The sequence below is a fragment of the Amycolatopsis sp. NPDC049691 genome, from assembly GCF_040675005.1.
Classification (GTDB): Bacteria; Actinomycetota; Actinomycetes; order Mycobacteriales; family Pseudonocardiaceae; genus Amycolatopsis.
Map to the genome: position 1 here is coordinate 267252 of NZ_JBFANX010000002.1, position 17195 is coordinate 284446.

General features: G+C 71.4%; 20 protein-coding genes. 6 read left to right on the plus strand and 14 right to left on the minus strand.

Features of this window, described 5'->3' with window-relative positions; all coding sequences use genetic code 11:
* Positions 1-57: 57 nt before the first annotated feature.
* The 6 genes from AB0J40_RS05525 to AB0J40_RS05550 are packed head-to-tail and all read right to left on the minus strand — an operon-like array spanning position 58 to position 5065.
* Positions 58-798 carry an SDR family oxidoreductase gene (locus AB0J40_RS05525; protein WP_364448003.1) on the minus strand — a complete coding sequence of 247 codons (741 nt, stop codon included), beginning with the start codon at positions 796-798 and terminating at the stop codon, positions 58-60.
* Complete coding sequence (locus tag AB0J40_RS05530) at positions 795-1430, minus strand: nucleoside/nucleotide kinase family protein (protein ID WP_364448006.1); 636 nt, start codon at positions 1428-1430, stop codon at positions 795-797. Before AB0J40_RS05530 ends, AB0J40_RS05525 begins: the two co-directional genes overlap by 4 nt.
* Positions 1427-2254, minus strand: coding sequence for a PfkB family carbohydrate kinase (locus AB0J40_RS05535; protein WP_364448703.1), 828 nt, complete (start codon positions 2252-2254; stop codon positions 1427-1429). Before AB0J40_RS05535 ends, AB0J40_RS05530 begins: the two co-directional genes overlap by 4 nt.
* A 2-nt stretch (positions 2255-2256) precedes the next feature.
* The gene (locus AB0J40_RS05540) at positions 2257-3066 is read right to left on the minus strand and encodes an ATP-binding cassette domain-containing protein (RefSeq protein WP_364448009.1); all 810 of its coding nucleotides are present in this window, start codon (positions 3064-3066) and stop codon (positions 2257-2259) included.
* Positions 3063-4052, minus strand: coding sequence for an ABC transporter permease (locus AB0J40_RS05545; protein WP_331658570.1), 990 nt, complete (start codon positions 4050-4052; stop codon positions 3063-3065). Before AB0J40_RS05545 ends, AB0J40_RS05540 begins: the two co-directional genes overlap by 4 nt.
* Positions 4049-5065, minus strand: coding sequence for a substrate-binding domain-containing protein (locus AB0J40_RS05550; RefSeq protein WP_364448012.1), 1017 nt, complete (start codon positions 5063-5065; stop codon positions 4049-4051). Before AB0J40_RS05550 ends, AB0J40_RS05545 begins: the two co-directional genes overlap by 4 nt.
* Before the next feature lie 107 nt (positions 5066-5172).
* Here AB0J40_RS05550 and AB0J40_RS05555 point away from each other — a divergent pair, with 107 nt between their 5' ends.
* From AB0J40_RS05555 to AB0J40_RS05570, 4 genes are all read left to right on the plus strand, one after another.
* Positions 5173-6210, plus strand: coding sequence for a LacI family DNA-binding transcriptional regulator (locus tag AB0J40_RS05555; RefSeq protein ID WP_364448015.1), 1038 nt, complete (start codon positions 5173-5175; stop codon positions 6208-6210).
* Between the two features lie 69 nt (positions 6211-6279).
* Positions 6280-7146: a substrate-binding domain-containing protein gene (locus AB0J40_RS05560; RefSeq protein ID WP_364448018.1), complete on the plus strand. Its 867-nt coding sequence runs from the start codon at positions 6280-6282 to the stop codon at positions 7144-7146.
* A gap of 105 nt (positions 7147-7251) precedes the next feature.
* A complete protein-coding gene (locus AB0J40_RS05565; RefSeq protein WP_364448021.1) occupies positions 7252-8769 on the plus strand; it encodes a hypothetical protein in 1518 nt (505 codons plus the stop codon).
* A gap of 26 nt (positions 8770-8795) precedes the next feature.
* Positions 8796-9317: a GNAT family N-acetyltransferase gene (locus AB0J40_RS05570; RefSeq protein WP_364448024.1), complete on the plus strand. Its 522-nt coding sequence runs from the start codon at positions 8796-8798 to the stop codon at positions 9315-9317.
* Here the strand turns inward: AB0J40_RS05570 and AB0J40_RS05575 are convergent.
* Positions 9282-10301 carry a glycoside hydrolase family 76 protein gene (locus tag AB0J40_RS05575; RefSeq protein ID WP_364448026.1) on the minus strand — a complete coding sequence of 340 codons (1020 nt, stop codon included), beginning with the start codon at positions 10299-10301 and terminating at the stop codon, positions 9282-9284. The two genes, AB0J40_RS05570 and AB0J40_RS05575, sit on opposite strands and share 36 nt — an antisense overlap.
* Positions 10302-10352: 51 nt before the next feature.
* Between AB0J40_RS05575 and AB0J40_RS05580 the strand changes: the two genes are divergently transcribed.
* Positions 10353-12485, plus strand: a complete 2133-nt coding sequence (locus AB0J40_RS05580) for a molybdopterin oxidoreductase family protein (protein WP_364448028.1) — start codon at positions 10353-10355, stop codon at positions 12483-12485.
* 82 nt (positions 12486-12567) lie between these two features.
* Positions 12568-13536, plus strand: coding sequence for a cellulase family glycosylhydrolase (locus AB0J40_RS05585; RefSeq protein WP_364448030.1), 969 nt, complete (start codon positions 12568-12570; stop codon positions 13534-13536).
* On the opposite strand, the gene AB0J40_RS05590 is transcribed toward AB0J40_RS05585, so the two are convergent.
* From AB0J40_RS05590 to AB0J40_RS05620, 7 genes are all read right to left on the minus strand, one after another.
* Positions 13537-14193 (minus strand): RNA methyltransferase, encoded by a 657-nt coding sequence (locus AB0J40_RS05590; RefSeq protein WP_364448032.1) that lies wholly within the window; start codon positions 14191-14193, stop codon positions 13537-13539.
* Between the two features lie 14 nt (positions 14194-14207).
* Positions 14208-14600, minus strand: a complete 393-nt coding sequence (locus tag AB0J40_RS05595) for a DUF2784 domain-containing protein (protein WP_364448035.1) — start codon at positions 14598-14600, stop codon at positions 14208-14210.
* A gap of 293 nt (positions 14601-14893) precedes the next feature.
* Positions 14894-15319 carry an Asp23/Gls24 family envelope stress response protein gene (locus tag AB0J40_RS05600; RefSeq protein ID WP_364448037.1) on the minus strand — a complete coding sequence of 142 codons (426 nt, stop codon included), beginning with the start codon at positions 15317-15319 and terminating at the stop codon, positions 14894-14896.
* A 61-nt stretch (positions 15320-15380) separates the two neighbouring features.
* Positions 15381-15683, minus strand: coding sequence for a hypothetical protein (locus AB0J40_RS05605; RefSeq protein WP_364448039.1), 303 nt, complete (start codon positions 15681-15683; stop codon positions 15381-15383).
* On the minus strand, positions 15680-16036 hold the full coding sequence (locus tag AB0J40_RS05610) for an Asp23/Gls24 family envelope stress response protein (protein WP_364448042.1): 357 nt from the start codon (positions 16034-16036) through the stop codon (positions 15680-15682). Before AB0J40_RS05610 ends, AB0J40_RS05605 begins: the two co-directional genes overlap by 4 nt.
* Positions 16033-16587 carry an Asp23/Gls24 family envelope stress response protein gene (locus AB0J40_RS05615; protein ID WP_364448045.1) on the minus strand — a complete coding sequence of 185 codons (555 nt, stop codon included), beginning with the start codon at positions 16585-16587 and terminating at the stop codon, positions 16033-16035. The genes AB0J40_RS05610 and AB0J40_RS05615 overlap by 4 nt, the downstream gene beginning before the upstream one ends.
* Positions 16578-17132, minus strand: coding sequence for a sigma-70 family RNA polymerase sigma factor (locus AB0J40_RS05620; RefSeq protein WP_364448047.1), 555 nt, complete (start codon positions 17130-17132; stop codon positions 16578-16580). Before AB0J40_RS05620 ends, AB0J40_RS05615 begins: the two co-directional genes overlap by 10 nt.
* Positions 17133-17195: the final 63 nt, after the last annotated feature.

Genomic DNA, 17195 nt, shown 5'->3' on the forward strand with positions numbered 1-17195 from the left:
CGCGCGGTTTCGGGAACGCTCACCACACGAAAGCCGGGAAATGCCGGTTCACAAGGATCAGCGGCCGCCGCCGACCTCCAGCACGGCGCCCGTGGTGAACGACGACGCCTCCGACAGCAGGAACAAGACTGCTTCCGCGATTTCCGCCGGTTGCCCGGCGCGGCCCAGCGGAATCTGCGGCGCGTACTTCGCCATCCGGTCCGGCAGTCCCGCGGCCGCGTGCAGCCCGGTGTGGATCATGCCCGGCCGGACCGAGTTGACGCGGATCCCCTCCCCGGCGACCTCCTGGGCCAGCCCGAACGTCAAGGTGTCCACCGCCGCCTTGGACGCCGCGTAGTGCACCCACTCCCCGGCCGAGCCCGTCCGCGCGGCCGTCGAGGAGATGTTGACGATCGCGCCGCCCTCGCCGCCGTAGCCCGTCGACATGCGGCGGACCGCCTCCCGGCAGCACAGGAACACCCCGGTCACGTTGACGTCGAGCGTGCGCCGGACGACCTCGACGTCGTAGGAGTCGAGCCGCCCCGGTGTGTTGCCGACGATCGCCGCGTTGTTGACCAGCGCGGTCACCGGCCCCAGCTCGGCGGCCGCGTCGAACAGCGCGCGGACGTCGTCCTCCACCGAGACGTCCGCGCGCACCGCCAGCGCCTGCCGGCCGAACCCGCGCACCTGCGAAGCGACCTCTTCGGCAGGGACCGGATCACCCGAGTAGTTCACGACGACGTCGTAGCCGCGCGAAGCCGCCAGCGTGCAGATGGCGGCCCCGATCCCGCGGCTGCCGCCCGTGACGATGAGGGTCAAATCGCGAAGTTCGCCAGCGGCAGGTTCTCCAGCACCAGGTCCGCGCGGTCACGAGTCTGCGAGATGAGGTCGGCGTTGCGCTGGTCCGAGCCGAGCGCGCGCCGGCGGGCCTCGACCAGCGACCGGCCGTACCGGCGGTGGCGCGACACCAGCCGTTCGATCCGCTCGGGCTCGTCGGGCGCGAGGAACCACGCCTCGGTCAGCAGCGGCCGGATGCCGCTCCACGGGTCGTCCGGCAGCAGCAGGTAGTTGCCCTCGGTGATCACCAGCTGGACCTCCGGCGGCACGGCCACCGCGCCGGCGATCGGCTCCTCGATCTCGCGGCGGAACTCCGGCGCGTAGACCGTCTCGCGGCCTTCGGCCAGCCGCTTGATCATGTGGTAGTAGCCGGCCGCGTCGAACGTGTCGGGCGCGCCCTTGCGCTCGGTGCGTTCCAGCCGGCGCAGCTCGACCTGCGCGAGGTGGAAGCCGTCCATGCCGACCACCGCGGCGCGCGAGCCGAGCGCGTTGGCCAGCGCCCACGCGAGCGTGGTCTTGCCGGACGCGGGCGCGCCGATGATGCCCAGCACGTTGCGCTGCCCGCGCACGGTCAGGCCCTCGGCCCTGGCCAGCAAGTCGTCGAACGCCGTCATGTCCTGTTCCTTCCTGCGATCGCGGTCGTCCACGACCGCGGTCCCACCTGCCGCACCCGTTCGGCGGCCACCTCGTTGGCGAAGCGGATCCGGTCCGTCACCGTCGGTTCGCGGGCCACGGCGACGGCGAAGGCGCCGTGCCAGACGTCGCCCGCACCTAGTGTGTCCCGCGCTTCCACGTCCGCGACAGGCACCTCACCCGAGCCGCCGTCCGCAGTGGACCACCGCACCGGCCCGGGGCCCGCGGTGGTGATGACGGTGGGGACGCCCCGCGCGTGCAGCCCCGGTTCCGGCGCGGTGAAGTGCGCGGAGCAGGCGGCGACGTCGACCAGGGGCAGCAGCTCGTCGAGCACGGGCTTCCAGCTCCCCGCGTCGAGGACGACCGGTGCCTTCGTGCCCCGCGCGACGGCCAGCGCGAGGTCCGGGTAGTGCCCGTCGAGGAGCACCACGTCCGCCTCCGGAAGCGCCGCTTTCACGTGAAAGCGGCGGTCCGCGGCGTTGCGGGCGACGACCGTGCGCTCACCGTCGCGGTCGCGGACCGCCACCGCGCTGAGCGGCGGCGGATCGGGCAGGCCGGGCGCCAGGTCGATCAGCCGGACGCCGCAGGCTTCGAGGTCGGCGCGGGCGAGCGCGGCCAGCGGGTGTGCCCCGAGGACGGTCAGCAGGGTCGCCTCGGCGCCGAGCGCGGCGGCCGTCACCGCGGCGTTCGTCGCGGGCCCCCCGGCCGCGACGTCCACCCGTAGCGACTGCACCTTTTCGCCCGGCGCCGGGAGCTCGTCGACCCGCTGGACGACGTCCACAGTGCACAGTCCCGCCAGCAGCACCCTCACTGCAGGCCGGCCACGTGGGTTGCCGCGGCTGCCTCTTCGACTTCGCCGTTTTCGTTGAGCCGCAACGCACCCGTGAGCAGGCCGACGACCTGGTTCATCGAGTGCGTCTTCGGCGAGACGACCGCGACGCGCTTGCCGAGGCGGTGCACGTGGATGCGGTCGGCGATGTCGAAGACGTGCGGCATGTTGTGGCTGATCAGCACCACCGGCAGGCCGCGGTCGCGGATCCGGCCGATCAGGTCGAGCACCTTGCCGGACTCGGCGACGCCGAGGGCCGCGGTCGGCTCGTCCATGATCACGGCCTTGGTGCCGAACGCGGCCGCGCGGGCCACGGCGACACCCTGGCGCTGACCACCGGACAGCGTCTCGACGGGCTGGGAAATCGACTTGATGTTGATGCCCAGCTCGTCGAGGATCCGCTGCGCCTCTTTCCGCATGGTCGCGGTGTCGAGCTTGCGGAACAACCCGAGCGGCCCGCTCAGGCGTTTCTCGCGCCCGAGGAACATGTTCGACGCGATGTCGAGCGCGGGCGCGACGGCGAGGTCCTGGTACACCGTCTCGATCCCGTAGTGACGAGCGTCCAAAGGGGACTTGAAGTGGACGGTCCTGCCGTCCACTTTGATCTCGCCCTCGTCGGGGATCACCGCGCCGGACAAGGCTTTGATGAGCGACGACTTCCCGGCACCGTTGTCCCCGACCACGGCGAGCACCTCGCCGGGCAGGAGGTCGAAGTCGGCGCCGTCGATGGCGGTGACCCGGCCGTACCGCTTGACCAGTCCGCGAGCCTGGAGGATGGGTTCGGTCATGACTGCTGCTGCCTCCTCGCGATCCGGTCCACCACGACGGCGGCGATGAGCAGGGCGCCGGTGGCGAGGTCCTGGTAGTTGCCGTCGACGTTCATCTGCGTCAGTCCCGACCGCAGCACCGCCACGACCAGCGCGCCCATCAGCGTCCCGAGCACCGAGCCACGGCCGCCGAAGAGGCTCGTGCCGCCGAGGACGACGGCGGTGATCGAGTCGAGGTTGCCGAGCTGGAACTGGTTCGGGTCGGCGTTCGGCGTCCGACCGAGCGCCTGCCAGGCCGCGATGCCGAAAGTAAGGCCGGCCACGATGTACACCGACAGCACCGTGCGGTTGACCTTGATGCCGGACAGCCGCGCGGACTCCGGCGCGTTGCCGACCGCGTAGACGTGCTTGCCCCACGCGGTTTTCGTCAGCGCGTACCAGACGCCCAGGTACATCAGCAGCGCCAGCGTCATGCCGTAGGTGATCGGGATGCCGCCGAAGAGGTAGCGCTTGGTGCCGAGCCACTGCAGCAGCCCGTCGGTCACCGGCACGGCCTGACCGCCCGCGATCAGCTTCGACACCGCGGTCAGCATCGTGAACGTGCCGAGCGTGATGATGAACGCCGGCAGCTTGATCCGCGTGGCCAGCCCGCCGATGAAGATGCCGACGATGATCGTCAGGACGACGCCGGCGAGCAGCGCGACGAAGCCGTTCGTGCCGGCCGCGGCGAGCTTGGCCATGATCAGCGTCGCGACGACCATCGACGACGCGTTGGACAGGTCGATGCCCGCGATGAGGATGACGAGTGTCTGTCCTAAAGCGAGCGTCCCGACGACCAGCGACTGCTGGACCACTGTGGACAGGTTGTCGAGGTCGAAGAACGTGTCCGTGGCCAACGAGAACACCACGATCGCGACGACCAGCGCCAGCGCCGGGCCGACCGCGGGGGCGCGGAGGAGGAACTCGCCGAGGGACTCACGTTCCTTCGTGGCGACTGCCGTGGTCATTTGTTTCCTCCCCAGCAGTTCTGCAGGCCCCAGGCGGAGTCGTGGCTCTCGATGCCGGGCAGCGGCTTGTCGGTGATCACGGCGGATCCGGTGTTCACGAAGCCGGACGGCTTCTTGCCGGTCTTGGCGTACTCGACGGCGGCGAGCACACCCTGCTCGGCCATCTTCTTCGGGAACTGCATGACGGTGGCGGCGAACTGGCCGTCCTTGACGTTCTGGACGCCTTCGCAGCCGCCGTCGATCGAGCCCATCACGATCTGGCCGGTGAGGCCACGCGCCTTGAGCGCCGCGTACGCGCCGCGGCCCATCGGCTCGTTCATCGAGTAGACGGCGTTGATGTCGGTGCTGCGCTGGAGCAGGTTCTCCATGCCCTGCTGGGCGAGGCTCTGGTCGCCGTTGGCCGCGGTGTGGCCCTTGATCTCCGGCGAGGAGTCGGTCAGCCCGATGCCCTTGAGGAAGCCGCCGTGGCGCTGGGTGTCGACCGAGCTGCCGGCCGTCCCGTCGACCATCAGCAGCTTCGGCGGGACGCCCTTGAGCGCGGCCTTGACGTAGGCGCCCTGCTGCTCGCCCGCGGCGAAGTTGTCGGTGGCGAAGGTGGCGTCGACCGCGTCGGCCGGTTCGGTGGCCGTGTCGAGGGCGATGACCAGGATGCCGGCGTCCCGGGCGTCCTTGATCGCCTTGAGCACGCCGGTCGAGGAGCTGGGCGTGATGAGGATGGTGTTCGCACCCTGCTGCCGCAGGTTCTCGATGGCGCGGACCTGGCCGTCGTTGTCCCCGTCGAACTGACCGGCGAGCGCGCTGAAGTCGGCGCCGTTGGCCTGCGCGGCCGCTCTCGCCGCGTTGCGGAGTTCGACGAAGTAGGGGTTCGTGTCCGTCTTCGTGACGAGGCCGACCTTGGCCTTGCCGCTCCCGCCGGTGTTGGTGTTGCCGCCCCAGTGGCGTTCGACCGTGCACCCGGTCGTCGCGGCGAGGACGGCGGCCAGCACGACTGCGGTGAGACTTCGCTGTCTCATGGGTTCCCACCCTTTGTTCGTGTCGGAGCTTGCCGATGGACGGGAACGTAGACAGACTGCACCGTGGACGCAAGCGTTTGCGCAAACGCTTGCCGGAAAGGATTGGCATGCCCCAGCCGAGATCATCGCGGCCGACCCAGCGGGACATCGCCGAGCTCGCCGGCGTCTCGATCACGACCGTCTCGCACGTCGTCAACGGGACGCGGGCGGTCGCCGAGGACACCAAGGCGGCGGTGCTGCGGGCGATCGAGACGACCGGCTACACCGGCGACGCGATCGCGCGTTCGCTGGTCACCGGCGGGACGCGGTCGATCGGGATGGCGATCTCGCTGGTGGCCAACCCGTACTTCGCGACGCTGATGCAGGCGATCGAGCGGGAGGCGTCGGCGCACGGGTACACCGTCCTGCTGGCCGACACGCACGACACTGCGGACACGGAACGTGACACCGTGCGGGCGCTGCGCTCCCGGCGCGTCGACGGCCTGCTGATCACCCCGGCACCGGGCGACGGCCCGGTGATCGGCGAACTGGTGTCGCTCGACGTGCCGACGGTGCTGATCGACCGGCTGACCACCCGGACCGACGTCGACCAGGTGGGCACGGAGAACATCCAGGCGACCTCGGCGCTGACCGCGCACCTCGGGACGCTCGGGCACCGGCGGATCGGGATGATCAGCGGCGCGCCCGGGCTGTCGACGAGCGAGGAGCGCGTGCTCGGCTACCGGCTGGGGCTCGGCCGGTCCGGGCTGACGTGGTCGTCCGAGCTCGTGGCCTGCGGGAACTCGTCGCACGAGGGTGGCTCGCTGGCGCTGAGCACGCTGCTGGCGCTGCCCGAGCCGCCGACGGCGCTGGTCGTCGGCAACGACAGCATGATGGTCGGGGTCCTGCACGAAGCACGGCGGCGCGGCCTGCGCATCGGCCGCGACCTGCCGGTGGTGGTCTACGACGACGTCGAGTGGGCGGACCTGGTCGACCCGCCGCTGACGACGATGGCGCAGCCCATCGAGGAGATCGGCAGGCAGGCGGTGCGGCTGCTGCTGGCCCGGATCAACGACCCCGCGCGCAAGGCCGAGACGGTCCGGCTGGCACCCACTCTGCGTCATCGCGAGTCGTGCGGCTGCCCCTCGGTTCACTCACTTCAGTGATTCTGGAGTTTTACCGGCACGGCGTGGAGGCTCAGCGGCTACGTTTCGGCTGAGCGTCTGCGAGGGCTTATGACCGCACTATCGCCGGAGCTCCGGTTGTGGGACCCCCCGGTCACCTACCGGATCGGCGTCGCGATGGGTACGCGCGCGAACCCGTACTCGGGTGAGCTGCTGCGCTCGATCCGGGCGGCCGCGGCCCAGGCGGGCTGCGACGTCACCCTCGCCGACACCGGCGACACCGTCAGCCAAGAGGCGGCGGTGGTCCGCGCCCTGCGGGCGGACCTCGTGGACGGCGTGCTGCTGGTGCCGTCGGCGGGCGCCGACGCGGTGGTCAACGGCCTGGTCCGGATGGGCGTCCCGACGGTACTGGTCGACCGGGTGGCGGCCCGCAACGACGTCGACCAGGTCGGCACGGAGAACGTGCACGCGGTGGCTTCGCTGGTCCGGCACCTGACCGAGCGCCGTCACCGCAAGATCGGGTTCATCTCGGGCGACGAGGGCCTGGAGATCAGCCGCGAGCGCGTCCGCGGCTACCGGCTGGGGCTGGAGCAGGCGGGGCTGCGCTTCAACCGCGAGCTGGTGGAATGCGGCCTGTCGACGTCGGGCGGCGCGGCCCGGGCCACGGCGAAGCTCCTGGACGGCTGGCCGTCCCCGACGGCGCTGGTGGTGGCGGACGAGTCGATGCTGGTCGGCGTCCAGTACGAGGCCCACCGGCGCGGGATCCGCATCGGCTCGGAGCTGGCGGTGGTCGGCTACGGGGACATGGAGTGGGCCCGGCGGGTGAGCCCGGCGGTGACGACGCTGGCCCAGCCGGTCGCGGATCTCGGCAGGCGGGCGGTGCAGCTGCTGCTGTCCCGGCTGGCCGACCCGGACCGGCCGCCGGAGTCGGTCTCCCTGACGCCCCGGTTCCTGCACGGCGCCTCCTGCGGCTGCTGAGCGGACACTGGCCAGTTCCGGACGCCGGAGAGTGACGGTTGGCCTGAATGCGTCACTTCGTTGCTACTGTCGGCGCTCGATGGAGGCGAACCGGGAGATGGAGCGATGAGCGGGCAGTACATGAGTGGAAGCGTTTACTCGGCTTCCCTTTCGGCGGCGCTCAACGACTACTGGCAGGCACTGGAACGCCGCTGGATCCGGGACGCCGGCCGGACCCTGCGAGGCGGGACGAGCCAGATCGACGCCGCGCCCGAGCCCGCCCGGTGGCAGGTCCCGGTCGAGTCGCGGGGCCACCTGACGAACTGCCCGATCGTCACCTGGGCGGTCAACGACAGCACGCCGGCCAACCGGCCGTCCGCTCCCTGCGACGGCTGGAGCGTCCCGGACGCGAAGTACGTCGAATGCCGGGCGGCGGAGGTCTTCTCCCAGGTCGGCGACTGGGCGTGGGCCAAGCGGGAACAGCTCGCGGCCGCGATCCCGGATCTGGCCGGCGGGCCGGAACTGTCGTCCCTCGAGGACGCCCGGCAAAGTCTCCTGAAAGCCGACGGGACGCTGCGCCCGGAGGGCTCGATCGACGCCTACAGCCTGCCCGGGATGGTCGACAAGCTCTCGATCAGGGACGACGGCAACAACAACCGGGCCTGGCTGGCCGGGTGGACCGGGCTCGCGGCGAACAGCATCAAAGGCGGCTTCCTCTCGACGGTCGGCCCGACGCTGAAGAACCAGAGCGTGCTCGTGCGGTGGCTGGCGAACTGCTACTCCTTGCGCGCCACGACGATCCACGCCACCCGCAACAACACCCTGCAGCTCATCGGGCAGGCCACCCGCGACCTCTTCGAAGCCGCGCCGCCGTCGGGTGACGCGCCGAAGGACAAGGTCGCGGTGAACGCCGCCAGCCAGGTGTGGGGCATCGTCTCGACGGTCGCCACGGCGTTGGGTGAGGAGGCGCCGGGCAGCATCGGCACCGCGCTGACCCTGATCGACTTCGCCCTGAACCTCCGCGAGGGAAAGCCGAACGAAGAGCTGAAGTTCCCGCAGCTGAGCGGTTTCTTCGCGCACTTGGACGCCGCCGTCCGCGGCCTCCACGAGGACCTGACCGCGGCCGAAGCCGACTACCAGAAGGCCATCACGGGCATCCGGCAGCGGATCGCCGGAGCCGACCGCACGGTGCTGGAGCTCTACGACTTCACGAAGAGCAGCCCCGACGGCGACGACAGCGACCCGTCCGCGTCGAGCCGGTTCGCCGTCGACGTCGCGGTGGTCATGGAAATCGCCCAGCTCTGCGTCGATGCCGCCGACATCTACTCCCGCTCCGTGCTGGGCAAGGTCGCCGAGGCGTCCTACGCCGACGGGCAGCTGGTGGGCCGCGGCGTCGTGCCCACCGCGGCGGACACGGCGTTGATCGCGTTGCGGGAAGACGTCGAGTCGTTCTTCCGGAACACGACCGCGCGGTACCTCATGGCGGCCGATCGCATCAGGAAGGCCGCGGAGAAGTACGCGGCGAGCGATGCGGAGCAGAAAGCCCGGCTCGAGAACGCGATCAAGGATTGGCACAAAGCCGGGGAGGACCGCAAGCGCGCCGGGATCGACCTGGACCCGCGCAAGGAAGGCGTCCAGAACTGATTCGCCCGTAGCGGGAGAATGGCGGGGTGGTCAGACTCGCGCACACCGCCCAGCTGCCGGCCGCCGACCTGCTCGCCGTCCGGGCCCTGCTCGAAGGCGCGTTCCCGGACTTCGATCCACCGGGCTGGGAAAACACCCTCGGCGGCATGCACGCCCTCACCTACGAGGGCGACGAGCTGATCGGCCACGCCTCACTGGTGCAACGCCGGCTGCTGCACGGCGGCCGGGTGCTGAACACGGGCTACGTCGAGGGCGTCGCGGTGCACCCGGACCACCGGCGGCGCGGGGTCGCGAGCGCGTTGATGGCGGCGATGGAGGAGCTGCTGCCCGGCTACGAGGTGGGCGCGCTGAGCGCGAGCAGGGCCGGGGCGCCGCTCTACGCGGGACGCGGCTGGCAGCAGTGGCGCGGGCCGACTTTCGCCCTGACCCCTGCTGGGGTCCAGCGCACCGAGGACGACGACGGCGGGGTCTACGTCTTCCCCGGCCGGGCGCCGCTCGACCTGGACGGGGAGCTAACCGCCGACTGGCGGGCCGGCGACGTCTGGTGACAGCGTCGCCGCGGCTTCCAGGAGCATCCAGCCGCCCACCTGCACCGACAGGTCCCGTTCCGGCGCGTCCGCCGGCAACGGCCACGGTGCCGGGCGGTCCCAGTACGCGCTGAACACCGGCCCTTCCGCGGCTCCCGACCAGCACGCCTCCGCCGACGTCAGGACCAGGTCGCGCGCCACCGATCCCTCCGGGCCGGGCAACGCACGCGCCGCCAACGCCAGGTACCGGGCCAGGATCGCGCCGAACAGTCCGCCGTCGCCACCGCCTTGGCCGCGGATCACGCCGCCCGGGGCGCAGTGTTGCGCGACCGCCCGGACCGTCCGGGCCGCATAGTCCAGTTCGGACAGTTCGAGACACGCGCCGAGGTAAACCCCTTGGCAGTACGTGTAAATGTGCTTCACCAGCTCGCCGGTGTCCGCACGGATGCCGTCCCAGACGAGACCTGTCGCCGGATCGACCAAAGTGGACGTCAGCCAGTCCGTCATCTCGCGCGCCCGGGACAGGTTTCCCGACCGTGCGTGGAAGATCGCCGCCGGGCCGTTGGCCGGGGCGTTCTTGAAGTCGTCGCCGCGGCGCCACCAGATGCCGCCGCCCGCCGCGGACGTCCAGCCCGACAGCAGCTGCGTGTCGATCGCCGCCAGCGCCGGGCCGACGTCGACGCCGAGGGACTGAACCCGTTGCAGCGCAAGGCCGAGCCACGCGATGTCGTCGTAGTAGTCGTTGGTCCAGCGGCCGAAGTTGCGCAGCCGCACCGAACGCACGAACGACCGGAGCAAGGCCAGCCGCTCGGGTGAAGCGGCACGCAGCTGGGCGTCGACCAGCGTGTCCAGCAGGTGCGCCTGCCACCAGTAGTTCCAGTGCCAGTGCAGCCGCTGGCCGGGCGACGGGGGCCAGCCGCTGCGGCCGAGGACCGTGCCGGGCAGGCCCCACACCCGGCGCAGGTGCCGTGCAGTCACCGCGCGTTCGGCGGCCGAGACGTCCATGTCGCAATCGTGCCTTGCCCATCGACATACCGCTCGGTATGTTGGGCTGTCATGACGACGGCCCACGTGACCTGCCCGCTGTGCGAAGCCACCTGCGGCCTCGAAGTGACGCTGGATGCGAACCAGCAGGTCACCCGGGTGACGGGCGACCAGAACGACCTCTTCTCGAAGGGCTACATCTGCCCGAAGGGTGCGTCGCTCGGGGCGCTGCACCACGACCCCGACCGGCTGACCGCGCCGCTGCTCAAGCGCGACGGCGAGTTCGTCGAGGTCAGCTGGCAGGAGGCCTTCGACGAGATCGACCGCCGCCTCCCGCCGATCCTCGAGGAGCACGGCCGGGACGCCGTCGCCGTGTACGCGGGCAACCCCGGCGTGCACAACATCGCGCTGACGCTCTACGGCCGCGTGCTCTACAAAGCGTTGGGCACCAAGAACTTCTACAGCGCGACCTCGGTCGACCAGATGCCGAAGCACTACTCGGCCGGCACCATGTTCGGCGACCCGCTCGCCATCCCCGTGCCCGACCTCGACCGGACGCGCCACCTGCTGATCCTCGGCGCCAACCCGCTCGTCTCCAACGGCAGCCTGATGACCGCGCCGGACATCCGCGGCCGGCTGCGCGGGATCCGCGAGCGCGGCGGCAAGATCGTGGTCGTCGACCCGCGGCGCACCCGCACCGCCGCGTTCGCCGACGAGCACCACGCCATCCGGCCCGGCACCGACGCGCTGCTGCTGTTCGCGCTGGTCAACGTGCTGTTCGCGGAAAACCGCGTCGCACCCGGCCGCCTGGCCGAACACCTCAACGGCCTCGACGACGTCCGCGAGCTGGCCCAGCCCTTCACGCCGGAAGCCGTCGCCCCGCGCACCGGCATCGACGCGGCCGAGATCCGCCGGATGGCGCTGGAGCTGGCCACCGAGAACGCCGTGGTCTACGGCCGGATCGGCACCACCACGCAGTCGTTCGGCACGGTCGCGAGCTGGCTCGTCGACGTCCTCAACGTGCTCACCGGCAACCTCGACGCACCCGGCGGCGCGATGTTCCCGCTGGCCGCGTGCCAGCCCACCGGGAACCGGCGGCCGTTCGCGGTCGGACGCTGGCGCAGCCGCGTGCGCGGCTACCCCGAGGTGGTCGGCGAACTGCCGGTCGCGACGCTCGCCGACGAGATCGAAACCCCGGGAGAAGGCCAGGTCCGCGCCCTGATCACAGTCAGCGGCAACCCCTGCCTGAGCACGCCGAACGCCGGGCGGCTCGCCGCGGCGCTCGACAGCCTCGACTTCATGGTCTCGGTCGACGTCTACCTCAACGAGACGTCCCGCCGGGCCGACGTCATCCTGCCCGGCCCGTCACCGCTCGAGCGGCCCCACTTCGACCTGGCGTTCTACCAGCTGTCGGTGCGCAACGTCGCGAACTGGACGCCGGCGACGCTGCCGTCGCGGCTGCCGCAGGAGTGGGAGACGATGCTGCGGCTGACCGGCATCGTCACCGGTCAGGGCCCCGAAGCGGACGTCGCGGCGCTGGACGACTTCGTCGCCGCCGACGTCGCCCGCCGGAACAAGCTCGACGTCACCAGCGAGCGCACCGGGCCCGCGCGGTTGGTCGACCTGCTGCTGCGCGCCGGGCCGTACGACGTCACGCTCGCCGACCTCGAAGCCGCGCCGCACGGGATGGACTTCGGGCCGCTGAAGCCGCGGATCCCGGAGGTGCTGTGCACGGCGTCCGGCCGGATCGAGCTGGCGCCGGAAACGATCGTCGCGGACGTCCCGCGGCTGCGCGAGGACCTGGCGAAGCAGGACGATGGTCTGCTGCTGATCGGGCGGCGCCACCTGAGCTCGAACAACTCGTGGATGCACAACCTCGAGCCGCTGATCCGCGGCGGGAACCGCTGCACGGTCCTGGTCCACCCCGCCGACGCTTCGCGCCTGGGCCTCACCGACGGCGCGCTGGCGTCGGTGACCTCGCGCGCCGGCAAGCTGGAGGTGCCGGTGGAGGTGACGGACGAGGTCCGTCCCGGCGTGGTCAGCATCCCGCACGGCTGGGGCCACGACGTCGAAGGCGCGCGGACCCGCGTGGCGAGCGCGCACCCGGGGGTCAATTCGAACCTGGTCGCGGACGAGACGCTGCTCGACGTGCCGTCGGGGACCTCGGTGCTGAACGGCATCCCGGTCGAGGTCGCCCCCGCCTGACGCTTGACACCGGCCGGGGTCCGGGAGGATTCTCGGCCAGGCATGTTGACGTGAACATCGATCATCGGACATCGGAGTTCGCATGACCCGCCTTCGTCACTGCCTGCTCGCCCTCCTGCTCGTTCCCCTCTTCGCCGTCCCCCACAGCGCGTCCGCCGCGACGAACGCGTTCCGCGGCGTGAACTGGGCCGACGCCCGCGACAACTACGTGGACGGCTGGGTCATCCCGACCGGCCTCACCGCGGGTGACAGCTACGACGTCGTCCGCACCAAGGCGGACGGCATCCTCACCGGCTTCCAGCAGCAGCTCGGCGCGAACACCGTGCGACTGCCGATCAACCCGCAGAGCGTGAACTCGGACTGGTGGGCGCGGTACCGGGGCGCCGCCGACTCGGCGCTGGCCCACGGGATGAAGGTCATCTTCGGGTACTGGGAGGCGAACAAGGACGGGTTCGTCGACGACGTCACCGCGTGGAACACCATGTGGGACAAGGTCACCGGCGACTACGGCGGCAACGCGAACGTCTACTTCGAGCCGATGAACGAGCCGTTCGGCTACAGCCTGACCGCCTGGGTTTCGCTCTGCTCGACCTGGCTGTCCCGGCATTCGGCCATCCCGCGCGGCCGGGTCCTGATCAGCGGCACCGGCTACAACGACAACGTCACCGGCGTCGGCGCGGCGAGCGCGTTGAACGGCACGCTGCTGTCGCTGCACTTCTACGGCTTCTGGGCCTCCGACACCACCCGCGCGGCGTGGACCACCAACCTGAGCAACCGGCTCGGGTCGTACTCCGGCCGCACGGTCATCGACGAGGCCGGCGCCCCGATGACGACCGGGCTGGACTACTCGGCGGGTCACCAGGACGGCAACAACTTCACCGCGTACTTCGCCGCCACCACCGACCTCGCGCGGTCCCGGCAGATCGGCGTCGTCTACTGGCCCGGCCTGCGCTCCGGCGACACCTACTCGATCACGCGGCAGAGCGGCAGCGGCCTGGCGACCAACAACGCGTCGGGCGTGGTGCAGCTGCGCTGGGGCTGGGGGCTCTGACTACCAGGCCGTCGACAGGTCGGCGTGCTGCCGGATCCACGCGTGCATGACGATCCCCGCCGCGACACCCGCGTTGATCGACCGGGTCGTCCCGAACTGGGCGATCGACACCACCAGCGAAGCCGCTTCCTGCGCTTCGGCCGACAACCCCGGGCCCTCCTGGCCGAACAGCAGCACGCACTCGTGCGGGATGTCCGCCGTCTCGACCGGCTGCGACCCCGGGGTGTTGTCCACCGCGACGACGGCGAGACCGTGGTCCGACGCGAACGACACCAAACCGGAGACGTCGTCGTGGTGGCGGAGGTGCTGGTAGCGGTCGGTCACCATCGCGCCGCGGCGGTTCCAGCGGCGGCGGCCGACGATGTGCACCTCCGCCGCCGCGAAGGCGTTCGCCGTGCGGACCACCGTGCCGATGTTGTGGTCGTGCTGGAAGTTCTCGATGGCGACGTGGAACGGGTGCCGGCGAGCGTCCACATCGGACACGATCGCCTCGCGGCGCCAGTAGCGGTAGGCGTCCACGACGTTGCGGCGGTCGCCGTCACGCAGCAGGTCCGGGTCGTACCGCTCGTCCGACGGCCACTCGCCCGGCCACGGGCCGACGCCGACCTCTTCGCGGGCCACCCACTCGGTGGGTCCGGCGTCGGGGGAGGTGCTCACCCCCCGATTGTCGCTCAGCCCAGGCGGACCCGGTGGGTCCGGGCGTCCTCGGCGTGGTCGCGGTGGCGCCAGCGGTGGTAGACGCCGAGGTACGAGTAGCCGACCACCGCGATCGCGACGACGCCGATCACCGGCAGCCACGAGCGCGGGAAGACCGTGTCGTAGAGGTAGTAGGCGTTGAAGCCGCCGGGCAGGTCACCGAGGCCCTGCTGGTGCCGGAAGAAGTTCTCCAGCGCGGTGAACGGGCACGGCACCGGCGCCACGTTGACCAGGACACCCCAGGCCACGCCCAGCAGGTGCACGAAGATCAGCTTGGGCCACCGCCAGGCGACGAAGCCGCCGAAACCGATGAGCAGCAGGGCCAGAATGTGTACCGCGACGGTCACGTCCGCCAGGAACTTCGCCACCACACGCCCCCTTCACCGAACCCCCTACCAGCGACTTTACTCCGCTGATCGGATTCGGCCGCCCCTAAGAGTGCCCGGCTGTGTGATGTTCAACCCTGCGGAGCAACCCGATCACCTCGGCGGTGACGGAGGGGTCACACCCGGTGGGAACTCCGGCGGACGCTTCGCGGGGTACTGCGTCGGCTCCTCGTGCGGGTACGGCTGCGGCTTCTTCCACGGCGGCTGGTGCCCGGGCCGGTCCGGCGGCTCGTCGGGCTTCGACGGCTCTTCCACCCCCTCGACGGTACGCCGGATCAGCTCACCCGGTCGGCCGGCGCGGGTGCCTCGTCGCCGGGCAGGTGGACGTCGTTGACGGTGATGTTCACCTCGACGACCTGCAGCCCGGTCATCCGCTCGATCGAGGTGACGACGTTGCGGCGCACCGACCGCGCGAGGTCGGCGATGGCGACGCCGTAGTCGACGAGGATCTGGAGGTCGACGGCGGCCTGCTTTTCGCCGACCTCGACCGAGACGCCCTGGCCGGCACTGGCCGACGCGCCCGGGATGCGGTCGCGCAGCGCACCGAACGCGCGCGCCGCGCCGCCACCGAGGTCGTGCACGCCACCGACCTCGCGCGCGGCGAGCCCGGCGATCTTCTGCACGACGGTGTCGGCGATCGTGGTGGTGCCCTGCTTGGTGACGAGAGCGGTGGTCTCGGTCTTCTCGGCCGTCGCGGTCATCGTGGTCCTCCCTGGATGTCTCGATCCCTTCGTAGGCAAGGACCCCGGGGCCGGGAGACGATCACTGTGACGTGGGTCTCCCGAAGGCCGCACCGTCGAGGTCCGTGACGACCAGCCGCAGCCGCGCGTCCGCCCATTCCGTGCCGGCGAGCACCGGGCGCACCGCCGCCGCGGCCCGCTCCAGCAACGGCGGGATCGGCAGTCGCGTCGCGATGAGGCGGATCTCGACGATCTCCGCCGAGAGGTCGACGGCCCGGTCCACCGGCAGCCACGGCGTCCCGGGGGAGAGCGGGGTCGCGGGGCGGAGGCCGGCCACGGTTTCGAGGGCGCCGACGATCTTCTCGACGGCTTCGGCGCCGGTCACCGGGGCTCGATGTCCAGGATGGACACCGCGACCCCGGCGACGGCCAGCCCGGTCTGCTCGGTCACGAACCGGCCGACCGAGCGCTGGACCGCCCGGCCCACCGCCGCGGCCTGGTCGGCCGCCGACGTGACCAGGTCGACCTCGACCGTCACCCGGCCGTCCGCGGTGCGGACCCGGACGCCGTCGGCCGGCGCCGGGTCGAGCCCCTTCCACCGTTGGCGAGCCGCGCGCGTCCACGCCGTCACCAGGCCGCGCAGGCCCGGTTCGAGCCGCACCACGCCGGGTGTCGTGATCGCCGCCTTCGCCGCCACGCTGGCGATCACCGGATCGGCGATGACGTACTCAACGCTCATTCCCCTGGCTCCCCGTAGACGTCGTCCACCAGCAGGTCGAGCTTCGCCAGCAGCAGCCCCACCCGGGCCGCCGCCGCGGCGCTCACCCGCTCCCGCACCAGCGTCAACGCTGCACCGCCGGTAGCGTTCCGGAGACTCACCGCGAGGGTGAGTTCGACTTCGACCCCGCCCTCGGCGAGCGTGCGGATCCGGCAGCGCCGGGCCCGGACGCCGTCGACGGTGTCCGCCGCGTACCGCAGCACGGCCGCGACGGCCTGCTCGCTGATCTCGACGAACCCCGGTTCCGGCGTCGGCAGCCCCACCGTGGAGCCGCGCCGCACCTCGGCCCGCACGGCGGACATGATCCGGCCGAACAAGGCGGGCGGCACGTCGTCCTCGGCCGCCAGTTCCGCCGTCGCGTCCCGCAGCGCCAGCAGGCTTTCCCGGGCGGCCCGGCAGTGCGGGCAGGTCAGTTCGTGCTCGTCGGCCAGCCCGGCGCCGACCGCGTCGAGCCGCTCCCACACGTGCTCGACGTCGCGTTCGCAGGGCAGCTCGTAGTCCGTCATCGCCACGGCTTCATCACCTCCGCCAGCTGGGCCCTGGCCCGCGCGATCCGGCCGCGCACGGCGGTCGCGGTCGCGCCGACGACTTCGCCGATCTCTTCGTAGGACCGGCCGTGCACTTCCCGCAGCAGCCAGCACGCCCGTTGCTCGGGCGTCAGCTGTTCCAGCGCCGCGTTCAACGCCGCGAGCTGGCCGTTCACCTGCGCGGCCCGCTCCGGCCGCAGGTCCGTCCGCGGCGACTCGGCGGTGTCGAGGTCGACGTCCGCCCGCGGCTTGCGCGCGCGGATGGCGTTGAGGCACCGGTTCGTGGTGGCCCGGTAGAGCCACCCGACGAACGCGGCGTCGTCCCCGAGCTGGCCGAGCTTCCGCCAGGCGTTGAGGAACACCTCCTGCACGACGTCCTCGGCGTCGCCGCGGTGCGCGAGCAGCTTCACGGCGAGCCGGAACATCGGCCCCTGGTAGCGCAGCACGAGCTGTTCGTAGGCCCGGACGTCGCCGTCTTTGGCGCGCCCGACGAGGGTCACGTCGTCGAGCGGCGTAGCGGTGGTCGGCACGGCACCTCCTCGGGAGGAGGACACCGGCGCGCGGGAAACGTCACGGACCGATTGTGGGTGACC